Source organism: Pediococcus pentosaceus ATCC 25745 (assembly GCF_000014505.1).
GTDB lineage: Bacteria > Bacillota > Bacilli > Lactobacillales > Lactobacillaceae > Pediococcus > Pediococcus pentosaceus.
Genome location: NC_008525.1, coordinates 1,103,632 through 1,118,851, shown reverse-complemented (window position 1 = coordinate 1,118,851; position 15,220 = coordinate 1,103,632). Strand labels below are relative to the sequence as shown.

Annotated in this window: 17 protein-coding genes; 15 read left to right on the top strand and 2 right to left on the bottom strand. The window is 36.4% G+C overall.

Features of this window, described 5'->3' with window-relative positions; genetic code table 11:
* Positions 1–450: a D-aminoacyl-tRNA deacylase gene (gene dtd, locus PEPE_RS05405; protein WP_011673503.1), complete on the top strand. Its 450-nt coding sequence runs from the start codon at positions 1–3 to the stop codon at positions 448–450.
* Between the two features lie 94 nt (positions 451–544).
* Positions 545–1,183, top strand: coding sequence for an HAD-IA family hydrolase (locus PEPE_RS05400; RefSeq protein WP_011673502.1), 639 nt, complete (start codon positions 545–547; stop codon positions 1,181–1,183).
* On the opposite strand, the gene PEPE_RS05395 is transcribed toward PEPE_RS05400, so the two are convergent.
* Positions 1,153–2,022 (bottom strand): N-acetylmuramoyl-L-alanine amidase, encoded by an 870-nt coding sequence (locus PEPE_RS05395; protein WP_011673501.1) that lies wholly within the window; start codon positions 2,020–2,022, stop codon positions 1,153–1,155. The genes PEPE_RS05400 and PEPE_RS05395 overlap by 31 nt on opposite strands.
* Positions 2,023–2,364: 342 nt before the next feature.
* Between PEPE_RS05395 and hisS the strand changes: the two genes are divergently transcribed.
* The 6 genes from hisS to PEPE_RS05365 all read left to right on the top strand — a co-directional run bounded on the left by hisS (position 2,365) and on the right by PEPE_RS05365 (position 9,726).
* Positions 2,365–3,639 carry a histidine--tRNA ligase gene (gene hisS, locus PEPE_RS05390; RefSeq protein WP_011673500.1) on the top strand — a complete coding sequence of 425 codons (1,275 nt, stop codon included), beginning with the start codon at positions 2,365–2,367 and terminating at the stop codon, positions 3,637–3,639.
* Between the two features lie 13 nt (positions 3,640–3,652).
* Positions 3,653–5,434, top strand: coding sequence for an aspartate--tRNA ligase (gene aspS, locus PEPE_RS05385; protein WP_011673499.1), 1,782 nt, complete (start codon positions 3,653–3,655; stop codon positions 5,432–5,434).
* Between the two features lie 154 nt (positions 5,435–5,588).
* On the top strand, positions 5,589–6,467 hold the full coding sequence (locus tag PEPE_RS05380; protein WP_002833420.1) for a YitT family protein: 879 nt from the start codon (positions 5,589–5,591) through the stop codon (positions 6,465–6,467).
* Positions 6,468–6,477: 10 nt separating this feature from the next.
* Positions 6,478–7,635: a CDP-glycerol glycerophosphotransferase family protein gene (locus tag PEPE_RS05375; RefSeq protein WP_011673498.1), complete on the top strand. Its 1,158-nt coding sequence runs from the start codon at positions 6,478–6,480 to the stop codon at positions 7,633–7,635.
* Complete coding sequence (locus PEPE_RS05370; protein WP_011673497.1) at positions 7,628–8,839, top strand: CDP-glycerol glycerophosphotransferase family protein; 1,212 nt, start codon at positions 7,628–7,630, stop codon at positions 8,837–8,839. The genes PEPE_RS05375 and PEPE_RS05370 overlap by 8 nt, the downstream gene beginning before the upstream one ends.
* Entirely contained in the window at positions 8,836–9,726 is an 891-nt protein-coding gene (locus tag PEPE_RS05365; protein WP_011673496.1) for a deoxyribonuclease IV, read from the top strand. Before PEPE_RS05370 ends, PEPE_RS05365 begins: the two co-directional genes overlap by 4 nt.
* A 64-nt stretch (positions 9,727–9,790) precedes the next feature.
* Here PEPE_RS05365 and PEPE_RS05360 read toward each other — a convergent pair whose 3' ends face one another.
* Positions 9,791–10,600, bottom strand: a complete 810-nt coding sequence (locus PEPE_RS05360; protein WP_002833415.1) for a pyruvate, water dikinase regulatory protein — start codon at positions 10,598–10,600, stop codon at positions 9,791–9,793.
* A gap of 198 nt (positions 10,601–10,798) precedes the next feature.
* On the opposite strand from PEPE_RS05360, the gene rpsU reads away from it, so the two are divergent.
* From rpsU to recO, 7 genes are all read left to right on the top strand, one after another.
* Positions 10,799–10,984 carry a 30S ribosomal protein S21 gene (gene rpsU, locus PEPE_RS05355; RefSeq protein ID WP_002830340.1) on the top strand — a complete coding sequence of 62 codons (186 nt, stop codon included), beginning with the start codon at positions 10,799–10,801 and terminating at the stop codon, positions 10,982–10,984.
* A 61-nt stretch (positions 10,985–11,045) separates the two neighbouring features.
* Positions 11,046–11,489 carry a GatB/YqeY domain-containing protein gene (locus PEPE_RS05350; protein WP_002833414.1) on the top strand — a complete coding sequence of 148 codons (444 nt, stop codon included), beginning with the start codon at positions 11,046–11,048 and terminating at the stop codon, positions 11,487–11,489.
* 11 nt (positions 11,490–11,500) lie between these two features.
* Positions 11,501–12,469: a PhoH family protein gene (locus PEPE_RS05345; protein ID WP_011673495.1), complete on the top strand. Its 969-nt coding sequence runs from the start codon at positions 11,501–11,503 to the stop codon at positions 12,467–12,469.
* 5 nt (positions 12,470–12,474) lie between these two features.
* Complete coding sequence (ybeY, locus tag PEPE_RS05340) at positions 12,475–12,945, top strand: rRNA maturation RNase YbeY (RefSeq protein WP_002833412.1); 471 nt, start codon at positions 12,475–12,477, stop codon at positions 12,943–12,945.
* Complete coding sequence (locus PEPE_RS05335) at positions 12,923–13,312, top strand: diacylglycerol kinase family protein (protein WP_011673494.1); 390 nt, start codon at positions 12,923–12,925, stop codon at positions 13,310–13,312. The genes ybeY and PEPE_RS05335 overlap by 23 nt, the downstream gene beginning before the upstream one ends.
* Before the next feature lie 22 nt (positions 13,313–13,334).
* The gene (gene era, locus PEPE_RS05330) at positions 13,335–14,249 is read left to right on the top strand and encodes a GTPase Era (protein WP_011673493.1); all 915 of its coding nucleotides are present in this window, start codon (positions 13,335–13,337) and stop codon (positions 14,247–14,249) included.
* Positions 14,250–14,251: 2 nt separating this feature from the next.
* Positions 14,252–15,013, top strand: coding sequence for a DNA repair protein RecO (recO, locus tag PEPE_RS05325; RefSeq protein WP_002833409.1), 762 nt, complete (start codon positions 14,252–14,254; stop codon positions 15,011–15,013).
* Positions 15,014–15,220: the final 207 nt, after the last annotated feature.

Genomic DNA, 15,220 nt, shown 5'->3' with positions numbered 1-15,220 from the left:
ATGAGAGTTGTAATTCAGAGAGTATCAAAAGCAAGCGTTACAATTGAAGAGAATGTAGTTGGAAAGGTCGGGCCGGGATTCATGCTATTAGTGGCTTTCAACGATGAAGATACGGACGCTGATCTCGACTTTGCAGTACGCAAAATTGTTAATATGCGTATTTTTGAAGACGAGCAAGCTAAGATGAATCTGTCTATTAACGATGTAAAAGGAGCGATTCTTTCTGTTTCTCAATTTACCTTATTTGCTTCCACTAAAAAAGGAAATCGGCCGAGCTTTACTAAATCGGGTAACCCAGAGTTGGCTAGTAAACTGTATGATCAGTTCAATGCTAAGTTACGTGCTACAGGAATTGAAGTACAAACTGGTCAATTTGGGGCGGATATGCAGGTGGAATTGGTTAACGATGGACCGGTTACGATTGTTTTAGATACACAAAATAAAGAATGATTGAAAGAGCTTAAATTAGAAGTCTTAGACTATTGTTGGCGTAGAGCAAACATAGTTTAGCTCCTAAGATAAGCTCTTTTTTAAGGAGAAAATTATGGATATTTTTTATGATTTTGACGGAACGTTATTTGACACATACCCAGCGATGGTAGCTGCTTTGGTACAAACAGCCGTTGATTACCAGATTAAGATTGACCGAAATCAAGCCTATCAGCAAATGCGTCAAGGATCCTTGGGGGATGCGATTAAAGTTTTAGCTCGTATAGCTAAGATTGAAAGTACTACGATTGAATGTCATTTTCGAGCAATTGAAAACGAGGAATTAAAAAATAGTCGACCATTTGAAGGCGTAAAGGCAACGCTAGAGTCGGTAGTAAACCATGGTGGTAAAAATTATTTGCTAACTCATCGAAATCAGGCGGCAATTACTTTACTAGAAAAATTTGAAATGAAAACTTGGTTTGAAGACTTTGTTACTGGAAACATGACTTTCCCAAGAAAACCCAATCCAGCTTCATTAAATTATTTAATTGAGCGAAATCAAGCAAACAAAAAAACAGCATATATGATTGGCGATCGAAACTTAGATATCGACGCTGCACATAATGCTGATATAAAGGGAATTTTATTTGATCCTGACCAAATTATTAATGTAACTAGCCATCCAGAATTAATAACCAATAATTTTAAAGATATTCAGACTTATCTAGATAAAAAATTGATTAATCCTTGATGAACAGCTTTGGCGACCTTTTTTGGATAAGAAGCACTAGACAATTTTTTGAAATCAGAGTTGGTGTTGATGTATCCACCCTCAATTAAAATTGCCGGACGCTTGTTATCACGTAAGACCTGATAATTAGCGAATTTGACGCCTCGGTTGTAAAGAGGAACATCATTAATCAATTGTTTATTAATGGCTTTACCTAACTCAATCGAACCGTTATCGTGGTAATAGTAGGTAGTGTCTCCAGTTCCGGCATTATTTTCACCAGAAGAATCAAAATGGATACTGATAAAGGCATCCGCATGATTTCGGTTAGCAATTTGGGGACGTTCAGCTAATTCGATAAAACTATCATTATCACGGGTCATAATTACTTTAGCTCCACTGTGATCTAATTTACTTTGAATGGCCTTAGATACACGTAGGGTATATTTCTTTTCTTCATGGGATTGATCGATTCCTAAAGCACCTGAATCAACCCCACCATGTCCGGCATCAATGACAATAATTGATTCTGCTAAAGGAGTTTCTTTTTGACCTTTAGGAAAAGAACGGTTGGTAATCCAATCGGGAATCCAGCCCATTTTAGTGTCATCATAACGAATATGATACCAGTGGTTAGATTTGGAAAGTACGCTTACCGTTTGATATTGATTGAGGGTTCCAATTTTTTTTGACGTTCGGCTATTAGAACTTCGGATTGCAACTTGATCCAAACCTACGTATACGGTTTTAGAATTAAAAAGTGGTAGAATCAAAAAAATTGCTACAGCCCCAAACGCAATTGATAGACCAATTTGAACAAGGTTTCTTTTAATAAAGTTAAAAATAATTTCTTTATTCATGCTAATCTCACTTAATTTATTATTATTAGTATCCATTATAGCAAATTTTTAAGGGTACTTACTTGACGAATTCGCCTTGACTAATATGGTTTTTTCTAGTACTTTTATAACTAAAGTTAATATAAATCGATGAAAAGGACTATTAAATATTGACGACATGGCTAAGAGAGCTCGGTTGCTGGAAAAGAGTGCATGCGTCATATTGAAGACACCTTGGAGATTTGGTCGGCACCCATTATATATGCCGTAGAGTACAAATCTAAGGTGGTACCGCGTCAAGACGCCCTTGTTAAATCAAGGGCGTCTTTTATTTTCTTTGAAAAATATTTGAGGTGAATATAAATGAAGTATCAAAAACCAAAGGGAACAGCAGACATATTACCGCCATTTTCAAAAGAATGGCAATTTGTTGAACAGAATGCTCGCGAAACATTTGCACTTTATAACTACGAAGAAATCCGTACACCAATTTTTGAAAAATTTGAAGTCTTTTCAAGAAGTGCTGGGGATACATCTGATATTGTTACCAAAGAAATGTATGATTTTGATGATAAAGGTGGACGCCACATTGCGTTACGTCCAGAAGGAACAGCCGGAGTGGTTCGGGCATTTGTTGAAAATAAGTTATATGGACCAGAACACCAGAAACCGGTAAAAGTTTACTACATGGGACCAATGTTCCGTTATGAACGTCCACAATCTGGCCGACTACGTGAATTTCACCAAATCGGGGTAGAAGCATTCGGTAGTGATAGCCCTAAAATTGACGTTGAAACAATCATGATGGGGATGGATTTTCTTAAAAAGTTGAAGGTTTCGGGACTAAAATTAGTTATCAATACGCTAGGTGATAAAGAGAGTCGTGATCGTTACCGCCAAGCATTGATTGATTATTTGGAACCCCATTTTGAAGAATTGAGTGATGATTCTAAAGCTCGTCTCCATAAAAATCCTTTACGTGTTCTAGATAGCAAAGATAAAAACGATCAAAAGATTGTTGAAAATGCTCCGGAGATTTTAGACTTCTTAACTGAAGATGCTCAAAAGCACTTTACAAGTGTTAAAGAAGAACTTGATACATTAGGAGTAGACTACGTTGTGGATTCATCCATGGTTCGTGGGTTGGACTATTATAACCATACTATTTTTGAAATTATGATTGCAGATTCTCCTTTAGGAAAGGGAGATGTTACTATCTGTGCTGGAGGTCGTTATAATGGTTTGGTTGAAGAATTAGGAGGACCTGAAGTTTCTGGAGTTGGTTTTGGACTAGGAGTTGAACGTCTGCTCTTATTATTAAATGCTGAAACACAAACCACTCTTCAAAGTAAACAACTTGATTTTTACGTTGTTGGAATTGGCGATCTTGTTCAAAATGATGTTCTTAAGGTTGTCCATGAACTTCGTCAAATGAATTTTGTAACTGAACAAGATTACCTTGATCGTAAACCAAAAGCTCAATTTAAATCAGCGGATAAGCTGAACGCTAAGTATGTGGTTACCATTGGCGAATCTGAAATGAATGATCGAATCTTTAAATTAAAGGACATGCATTCTGGAGAAGAACGTACCGTAGCATTAAGCGAAATTAATACATTAAAAGATCTTTTAAAATAAGCGAGGAAGACTAATGAAAAGAACAACATACGCTGGTTTAGTAAATGAACAGTATACTGGCCAAACAGTAACTTTAAAAGGATGGGTTCAAAAACGTCGTGATTTGGGACAACTAATTTTTATTGACCTTCGCGATCGTGAAGGGATCGTTCAATTAGTATTTAGTTCAGAATTTTCGGCTGATGCATTGAAAATTGCTGATCAATTAAGAAATGAATATGTCCTTGAAATAACTGGGATTGTCAAACAACGTAAGGAAAAAGACGTTAATCCTAAAATGAAAACGGGACAAATTGAAGTGGAAGTTCAACAAGCTAAGATTTTGAACTCAGCTAAGACACCTCCATTTGATATTGAGGATGGAGTAAGTGCATCTGATGAATTGAAGATGAAATATCGTTATTTGGATCTTCGTCGTCCAGAAATGCTTAAAGGTCTTAAAATCCGTAATCGAATTACGCAAGCTGTTCATAGTTATCTTGATGAACAAGGTTTCTTAGATATTGAAACACCTGACTTAACAAAGTCGACACCCGAAGGAGCTCGTGATTATTTAGTACCTTCTCGGGTTTACCCAGGACATTTCTATGCCTTACCTCAATCACCACAGTTGTTTAAACAACTTTTAATGGGAGCTGGAATTGATCGCTACTACCAATTAGCACGTTGTTTCCGAGATGAAGATTTACGTGGGGATCGTCAACCTGAATTTACGCAAATCGATTTAGAAACTAGTTTTTTAACTGCTGAAGAAATTCAAGATATTACGGAAGGCTTAATTGCTCGCGTAATGAAGGATACTTTGGATATTGATGTTAAATTACCATTTGATCGAATTTCTTGGAAAGAATCGATGGACCGCTTCGGTACAGATCAACCCGATGTTCGTTTTGGGATGGAATTAAAAGATATTAGTTCAATTGTGGCTGACTCAGAATTTAAAGTTTTCAGTGGGGCAGTTGCTAACGGCGGAGTAGTTAAGGCGATTGCTGTTCCTGATGGAGCTAACAACTTATCTAGAAAAGACATTGATAAACTAGGCAAATACGTAGAGCGCTTTGGTGCTAAGGGATTAGCTTGGTTGAAGATTACAGATGATGGTTTCAGTGGTCCAGTTGCTAAGTTCTTTAATGCAGAAACTGAAAAACAAATTATGGAACAAACAGGGGCTCAAGTAGGAGACTTACTACTGTTTGCTGCAGATCGTGCCAAGGTTGTTGGTGATACATTGGGTTATCTCCGTGTTGAACTTGCTAAACGTTTTGATATGATCGATGAGGATCAGTTTGCTTTCCTTTGGGTAGTAGATTGGCCGTTATTTGACTATGATGAAGGTGACCAACGCTGGGTTGCTGCTCATCATCCATTTACAATGCCAAATGAAGAGGATGTTCATTATCTAGATGAAGGCGAAGACCCTCATCAAGCCCATGCCCAAAGTTATGACATCATTTTAAATGGACTTGAACTAGGCGGTGGTTCAATTCGTATTAACACACGTGAACTTCAAGAAAAGATGCTGAAAGCACTTGGCTTCAGTCTAGAGAGTGCCAATGACCAATTCGGTTACTTACTAACAGCGCTCGATTATGGTTTCCCACCACATGGCGGTTTAGCAATTGGTTTAGATCGTTTTGCTAGATTATTAGTTAAACGTGATAATATTCGTGATGTTATTGCATTCCCTAAGAATTCTAAGGCATCAGAACCAATGACAGAAGCTCCAACAATGGTTTCAGAAGAACAATTAGCTGAATTATCATTAGATATTGATGTTCGTAAACCAGAAGACTAATAAGAAACTAGAAAAAAGAGGATGGTTAAATCCTCTTTTTTTATTGGATTATATATAAAAAATTATTAAATGAGTATCAGTCTTCATTTCAAGTGACTGAAAATGTTATATTAAACTAGAGTTAAATAAACTAAGAAAGTGATTGATATATATAATGGATCATCAAATCAAAAAAATTGCAAAACGTCACCAATACGTGGCTAGAATTTCAACATCGTTTATCTATGCGATCTTGGTTTCGATCGCGATGAACTTTTTTTGGACGCCGGGCCATATTTATGCTTCAGGTATTACCGGTGCAGCTCAGGTAGTATCAACGGTTTTAAAAAGATTTTTGTCAATGGACGTTTCAGTCGCCATTTTACTTTTCGCTCTAAATGTACCGTTGTTCATCTTAGCTTGGATTGCGATTAGTCCACGTTTTACCGTTTTTACGGTTATTTCCGTTGGTTTAGCCAGTGTGATGATTAAGTTTTTACATCCAATGACTTTGACAACAGACCCTATAATTTGTGCAATTTTTGGTGGTGCAGTCAATGGTTATGGGACAGGTTTAGCACTCAAAAGTGGTATATCGACCGGTGGTTTGGACATTTTAGGAATTACAATTTTGCGTAAAACAGGGCATAGTATTGGAAGTATCAACATTGCCTTTAACATTTTGATCGTTGTAGCTGCTGGCTTTCTATATGGCTGGCCATACGCTTTTTATTCAACAATTGGATTAATTGTTAACGCTAAAGTAATGGATATGACATATACACGACAGCAACGGATGCAAGTGATGATTATTACGGACCGTCCTAAGAGTGTGATCGATAGTATCCAAAATAATATGCGGCGCGGTATTACAATCGTCCACGGGGCGGAAGGAGCTTATAATCATAAGGATAAAACCGTCCTTTTCACCATTGTATCGCGTTATGAAATGCCGGAATTGGAAGCGGCGATGGAGGTCTCTGATCCCCATGCCTTTGTAAGTATCACCGATACGATTAAAATATTAGGACATTTTTACGAGCCTACTTTGTAAGGAGTTTATTTTGAAAAAAATATATTTATTACTAGTTAGATTAGCTCGTTTGGCGTTTGGCGCCAAGAAGGCACAGTACCAAGTAGCCTATTTTATGAGCTTTGCTGGTAACGAAACTTTTATTAGAGAGTTAGTAAAACAGTTTGGTTCAGACGAAGTTTTAATCGTCTATAAAACAAACGTCAAAGAAAATGTTTTACAGTTGCAACAGGGGCACATCATAAAACATGCCATCGAGTTTAAAAAGTTTCAAGTTACGAGCTTTGTTAAAGGCATCAAGTTGGCCCGAGTGACACTTTTTGACAATTATTATCCAGAATTAAGTGCTATCAATAAAACCAAAAAAGATTATTTCATTCAAATGTGGCATGCTAACGGAGCTATTAAAGCTTTTGGTTGGGAAGATCCAAGTACATATCATCGTTCGGTGGAAGATCAACAACGTTTTCAGCGAGTTTATGATAGTTTTGACCAAATTGTAGTTGGTTCTGAAAAAATGGCTGATGTTTTTCAGCGAAGTTGGCATGTAGCTTCCGACAAAATTGATCGAATTGGATATCCACGAACCGATAAATATTTTGAAGAAAGTTGGATAGAAAAAGCACGAAAAAAAATTCAAACAAAACTTCCAGAATTAACCCAAAAAAGAGTGATTTTGTACGCACCAACTTATCGCAAAGATGTTTCATTTAGCCTTCCAGACGACTGGCGCAAAATTAAGGTACCTCAGGATGCAGTATTGATAGTACGTTTACATCCCCACCTAGCTAATGTGGAACGTCAAATTGTTGATGCATCTCCTGATCGAGTGATAATGGTGGACCATTTTATTTCAACTCAGGAGTTACTCTGTGTTGCTGATACTCTGATTACTGATTATTCGTCTATAGCTTTTGATTTTAGCCTATTAGATAATGCGCGTTCTGTAATTTTCTTCACTTATGACTTAGAAGAGTTTGAACGAACGGTAGGAATTCAGGCTAGCTTTAAGGCAGCCTTTCTAAACCAAATGGTAAATACTGTGGAACAACTTAATGACGCAATTTTGTTTGGCAATTCAGATAAGAATGTGATTCATAAATTAAATCAACAATGGAATACATTGAATGATGGTCATTCTAGTGCCCGATTAATTAAGCAAGTTAAAGAGAGATGTACAGATGAGTAATTTAAAAAAACAACTAAAAATTATCATTCGCTACGTATTGATTGTTATCAACGATATTTTAACTTTATTACCCATTAAAAAAGGAGTAGTTTTATTTGAAAGTTTTAATGGTAAGGGATTAACCGATAACCCTAAGGCAATTTACGATCAGCTTTTGGAGATGGATAATCAAACTGCTAAACTACTTTATTGGGGAATTAAAGGTCAATTTTATGATGAAATTGTACAACAATATCCGAATGCTCAAATCTTAAAAAGATGGTCATTAAAATGGATTTGGATTTCAGCAAGAGCAAATTATTGGATTTTTAATTCAAGAATGCCCACTTGGTGGAAGAAAAATCGAAATACTAAATACGTTCAAACATGGCATGGTACACCTTTAAAACATTTAGCGACAGACATGGATCAGGTGAAATTACCCGGAAGCACGCGAGAAAAGTACTTAAAAGAATTTGTTAGTGAAGCTAAACGATGGGACTACCTAGTAGCTGCAAACCAATATTCAGAGGATATTTTCAAACGAGCTTTTCGATTCAAAAACCAATTTCTAGAAACGGGTTATCCGCGTAATGATATATTAGTTCAAAAAAATCAACCAACTGAGATTAAGGCACTAAAGCAAAAAATCATTGGCAATGGAGAAAAAAGAGTCGTGACATATGCGCCAACATGGCGAGAAGATGATTTTATCAGTGTTGGACATTATCATTTTAGATGGCATTTTAGTCTAAAAAAAATGATGGGATTACTTCCTGAAGATGTGATGTTATTAATTCGACCACATTACCTTGTAACAGATCGAATTGATATTAAGGGATTTGAAGATCGCGTAGTTATTGATTCAACAACTGATATGAATGAAATTTATCTGATTACAGATTTAATGGTGACGGATTATTCATCTGTAATGTTTGATTTTGCTATTTTAAAACGACCAATGTTATTTTTTGCGTATGACTTGGAATATTACCGAGATGATTTGAGAGGGTTTTATTTTGATTATTATACTGAGCTACCAGGTTCCATTGTTACCGATGAAACACATTTATTAGCTGAAATTGATCAACTTCTTCAAAATAATTTTGCGGAGCTTGATCCAGAGCGCTTTAACAAATTTGCCAAGCGTTTTGTAAGTTGGGAAAGAGGGACAGCTGCTCAACAAGTCATAGAAAAAATTAACTATCGGAGGGATGAAAAATGATTATTGGTTCACACGTCAGTATGAGTGGAAGGAAAATGTTTTTAGGCTCCGTTGAAACGAGTATTGAAAATGGGGCAAATGCTTTGATGATTTATACAGGAGCTCCCCAAAATACACGCCGCAAAGCAATTGAAGATTTACGTATTCCTGAAGGACGCGCCTTACTTACAGAACATGATTTTAAAGACGTCGTGGTTCATGCCCCATACATTGTTAATTTAGGAAATACTTTTAAACCCGAAAGTTTCAAATTCGCCGTGGAATTCTTAAAAGAAGAGGTTAAACGGGCTGATGCTTTAGGGGCTAGCCAGTTAGTCTTACATCCAGGATCGCATGTAGGAGCAGGTCCCGACGCTGCGATTGCGTCAATTACTGAGGGATTAAATCAAATTATTACACCAGAGCAAAATGTGAAGATTGCGTTAGAAACCATGGCGGGAAAAGGAACTGAAGTTGCAACTAACTTTGAACAAATTCAGCAAATTATTACTGGAGTAGAGCACAACGAAAAATTATCCGTATGTTTTGATACATGTCATACGAATGATGCGGGATATGATGTTAAAAACCATTTCGATGATGTAATGGATGAATTTGACCAAATTATTGGTTTGCAGAAAATCGGCGTAATTCATTTAAATGATTCTAAAAATGAAATGGGCAGTCACAAAGACCGCCATGAAAATCTTGGGTTTGGAACCATTGGATTTAAGGCGCTACATTATATTGCTAATTTTGATAAATTTCAAAACGTTCCTAAAATTTTAGAGACACCATGGGTAAAAGATCCAGATGCTAAAAAGCATTCTCCATATCAACTAGAGCTTGCAATGCTTAAGAGTGGTAGATTTGATGATACATTGATTGAAAAAATCATCAATAATTAAAAAATGTCATAGGGCAATGTGATAACGAGATATTTATCTCGGTGCCTTATGACATTTTTTGGTTTTATACGAGACTTTCCATAATAATTGTGGCGGTCTCCTCGATGGATTTATTAGCAGTATTAATTACTAAACAACCAATTTTTTTAAAGAGTTCGTCTGCAGATTGAAGTTCCTTATTGATACTATCCATATTAGAATAGGACGATTCTGGATTTAAACCGTAAGCAATCATGCGCTGCCGACGAATATTATTTAAAACTTCTTTAGTGGTAGTTAGTCCAAAAATCTTATTAGAGTCTACCTGCCAAATTTCATCTGGAATTTGAGTTTGAGGTACCAGAGGCAAATTAGCGACCTTGTAGCCCTTGTTAGCAAGGTAGAGTGAAAGAGGTGTCTTAGAGGTTCGAGACACCCCTAAGAGGACAATATCAGCTTTTAAGAAGCCAGCAGGGTCTTTTCCATCATCATAGGTAACCGCAAACTCCATTGCCGAAATCTTATCGAAGTATTTTGCATTTAGTGAGTGGGTGCGTCCAGGTTTATTTTCAGGGGCGAGATTAGTTTTTTCAGCAAATAAATTCACTGCCGGAGTCAATACGTCCAAATATTTTAAAGTGTTTTGGTTACAAAAATCGGCAGCATATTGATTCAATTCCGGATTTACAAAGGTGGAAAAAACCATTGCATCTTCACGGACGGCTTTATTCAAAATACTATCTAGTAAAGAGATTGTATGAATAAACGGATGACGAGCAAAATTAAATTCCACATCTAGAAATTGAGCGGCTGCTGCATGAGCGACTTGATCACCCGTATCACCGACAGAATCTGAAAGAATGTAAATATTAATTGATTTTTTTTGTTTTTCCATATTGTTTAACTCCTCAGTCTTTTGGTATGATATTAACATAGTTGCTTTAAGTTAGAAAACGTTTTCTGATAAATAAATAATTATCGCCACAGTTATTTATTTTATGTTGACGGTCATAACTTATTCAGTTATAATATTTAAGAAACATGAGTACTTAGTACGAATTGTTATTTCGAAGCTCGGAGGGAGGGAATCACATTGTCAAAAACAGTTGTTCGCAAAAACGAGTCACTTGATGACGCTCTTCGTCGCTTTAAACGTACGGTGTCAAAGTCCGGTACTCTACAAGAATATCGTAAACGTGAATTTTACGAAAAACCTAGCGTAAAACGCAAGTTGAAATCGGAAGCTGCTAGAAAACGTAAGAACAAGAAGCGTTTCTAATCCGATCATTGCTCCTGAATTTCAGGAGCTTTTTTTGTATACTTAAAAGGGAGATTTAAACATGAATTTTACTGAACAACTTAATAATGATTTGAAAACAGCTATGAAAGCGCATGATAAACTTAGTTTAAGCGTGATTAGAATGATTAAATCTGAAATTTTAAATGAACAAGGACGAGTTGGCCACGAATTGAATGATGAAGACTTTGCTGCGGTTATCAATCGTGCTTACAAGCAGCGCAAAGAGTCTATCAATGAGTTTCAAAAGGGTGGACGTGATGACCTTGTTCAAGAAACTGAAGCAGAATTAAAAGTTGTTGAAAAGTATATGCCAGAACAATTATCTGACGAAGAACTCCAAACGATTATCAGTGATGTGATTGCTGAAACGGGTGCTACTTCTAAAGCTGATTTTGGTAAAGTAATGTCTAAATTAATGCCAAAAGTTAAGGGAAAAGCAGACGGTTCTAAAGTCAATGAAATCGTAAAAAATACCTTAAGTTAGGGGACGTTTACGTGACCGAAGAAGTATTTGAAAAAAATCTAATATTATCTGATCCAAATTTAGAAGTTTCACTATTGGGAAATCAGGAACGTTTCATCCCGGTGCTTGAAGAAGGGATGAATGTAAAAGTATTACCATTTGGTGAACGAATCACAATTAAAGGTTCCAAAAATGCAGTCGAACAAACTTACGAAGTACTGAAGACTTTATTAAAAATTTTAAGGTCGGGTGTCCAATTAAACAGCGCTGATTTTGTAAGTGCAATGAAAATGGTTGAAAAGGGAACTTTGGATTATCTTCCAGATTTGTATTCTACAATTTTGATTAAAGATGCTAAAGGAAAACCAGTTCGAATCAAAAACTTTGGTCAAAGGCAGTACGTTCAATCCGTTAACGATAATGATGTGACCTTTGGTATTGGCCCTGCGGGTACTGGTAAAACATACTTAGCGGTGGTTATGGCCATTGCAGCCTTGAAGAAAGGTGAAGTGGAACGGATTATCTTAACACGTCCTGCGGTTGAAGCGGGTGAAAGTCTGGGATTTTTACCTGGGGATTTAAAAGAGAAGGTGGATCCTTACTTACGGCCAGTATATGATGCCTTGTATCAAATTATTGGTGCAGAGCATACCACACGCTTGTTAGATCGAGGAGTCATTGAGATTGCTCCATTGGCTTATATGCGTGGTCGGACGTTAGATAATGCCTTTGTAATTTTGGATGAAGCTCAAAATACCACTAATCAACAAATGAAAATGTTCCTGACCCGTTTAGGATTTGGTTCTAAAATGATTGTTAATGGGGATGTTACTCAAATTGATTTACCACGTGGTACGCGAAGTGGATTAAAAGAAGCACAATTGGTTTTACAAGGAATCAATAAAATTGAATTCGTTAACTTTACAGCTAACGACGTTATTCGTCATCCGGTAGTGGCTAAGATTGTACAAGCCTACGATGACAAAGAAGCGAAAGGATAAATCTGATGGATATTCAAACATTTGATCATACTAAGGAAGAAAATCCTAAAAATCTCGAATTAATTACCGATATTCTTGAATTTGCTGGAAATTATTTGCATTTAGATGAAGAAACGGAAATTTCAGTAACATTAATGCATAATGATGAAATACATCAAATTAATAAAGAGTATCGAAACGTTGATCGTCCAACTGATGTAATTAGCTTTGCAATCAACGATGCAGATGAGGATATTATTATGGATCCTGAAATGGCGGAGGAAATTCCGGCAAATATCGGAGATTTGATGATTTCAGTTGATAAAGTTGCTGAACAAGCTGAATTTTTGGGTCATTCTTATGAGCGTGAATTAGGCTTTTTATGTGTTCATGGTTTCCTTCATTTAAATGGATATGACCATATGGAAAAAGAAGACCAAGAAAAGATGTTCCCCCTTCAAAAAGAAATTATGAATGCCTATGGCCTCAAGCGATAAGCATCAAACGAAAAAAAATCGTTCAATCTTCCAATCTGTAGGCCACGCGGGCCATGGATTGTGGGAAGTGTTTAATACTGAACGTAATTTCCGTTATCACTTGATGATTATGGTTGTCATTATTATTGCGGGATTTATTTTTGCATTAAATTTGTTGGAATGGATTATGGTTTTAGGATGCATTGCAGCAGTTTTGGTTGCTGAGATTTTAAATTCGGCCATTGAACGATTAGCAGATTTAGCTGCTGACGGTAAATTCCACCCGTTAATTAAGCAAGCAAAAGATATTGCAGCTAGTGGTGTGCTTGTCACAGCGCTATTTGCGGCCATAATTGGGTTATTAATTTTTGGTAATAAGTTATTCTAAATTAAAGAAACGGATATAAAATATGGAAGAAAACAATCAAGCATTTCACTCAGGATTTGTTGCTATTGTAGGGCGTCCTAATGTAGGAAAATCAACATTTTTAAACTACGTGATTGGTCAGAAAGTTGCTATTATGAGTAACGTTCCTCAAACAACTCGGAATAAAATCCAAGGAATCTATACGACTGATCGAGAACAAATTGTTTTTATTGATACGCCGGGTATCCATAAATCTCACAATAAATTGGGAGACTTTATGGTGCAATCAGCGATGTCTTCATTAAATGAAGTAGATGCAATTATGTTTATGGTTAACGCTGACGAACCTCGAGGAGCTGGTGATAATTACATTATCGAACGGCTAAAGAAAATTACCGATCGACCAGTCTATCTTGTGATCAATAAAATCGATTTAGTGCACCCGGACGAATTATTACCGATTGTTGATTCATATAAAGATGCTATGGATTGGACAGAAGTTTTCCCGATTTCGGCGCTTCAAGGTAATAATATTAACGAATTGGTGACAACTTTAAGTCAGCACATGCCTGAAGGACCTAAGTATTATCCTGATGATCAGGTTACTGATCATCCAGAACGCTTTGTTGTTTCAGAGTTAATTCGTGAAAAAGTACTCCAATTGACTCGTCAGGAAGTTCCACATTCAGTTGCGGTGGTAATTGAAACGATGAAATCTAATGATGAGGGATTGGTTAACATTCAAGCAACGATTATTGTTGACCGTTCTTCACAAAAGGGAATTGTAATTGGTAAAGGCGGAAAAATGCTTAAAGAAATTGGTAGCCGTGCCCGTGTAGATATTGAACACTTACTAGGTAGCCGTGTTTATCTTGAACTATGGGTTAAAGTTTCTGAAGGTTGGCGTGATAAACAAGGAATTTTGCAATCATTTGGTTACAAAAAGGATGAGTATTAAAAGTGAACACAGTCGCCAATGCTGATTTTAATGGCATTGTAATGTTTGAACGAAGCCATCGCGAAAATGATTTGTTAGTTAAGTTTCTAACTAAAGAGCATGGTAAGCGAATGTTTTTCATTAGAAATGCCAAAAAAGTAGATTTTAAGTTAAGATCAGCGATTTTACCATTTAGTCATGGTCAGTATACGGGGCTAATTCGTAGTAACGGTTTGTCGTATATTAATGCTGCACTAGATGTTCAGCAATTTGAAAATATTTTTCAAGATATCACGTTAAATGCTTACGCAACCTTTGTTCTTAATTTAGTTGATGCGGCTTTTGATGATAATGTCAAAATCACATCATGGTTTGAGCGGATTAATCGCGCATTAATTTTAATTGATGCTGGAAATGATGCTGAAATTATAACTGATTTAATCCAAATTCAATTATTAAATTCGTTTGGGATATCAATCACTTGGGATCACTGTGTGATTTGTGGGCGAACCGATTTGCCTCTAGACTATTCAGAAGCGTTCGGTGGAATGCTATGTCAAAGTCATTGGGAACGAGATGAGCATCGTTGGCATTTAAAACCTAAGAGTGCGCGAATAATCGGAATTTTAAGTGCGGTTAGTATTTTTAAGTTAGGACAAATCTCCATTTCAAAAGAGACCAAACAAGAAATTTGGAATTTAACAGCTGATATTTATAAAAATCAAGTTGGAATTAATTTGAAAAGTCGAAGCTTTATTGATCAAATGAAAAAATGGGAAATTTAAGTGATTTGACAATTAACTAAATTTCTTCTATCATCATTGTAGTTAATAGAGGACAGTGAAGAACGAAGTAGGCCTTATAAGTTTTCAAAGCGAGATCAGAATGGTGGGAGCTGATTAAAACAAGTCTACAGGGCATTTGGAGTCCGTGTAAAACTAAGTTGCCAGCGATTGCTGGAAGTAGGGTGGAACCGCGACTCTTGTCGTCCC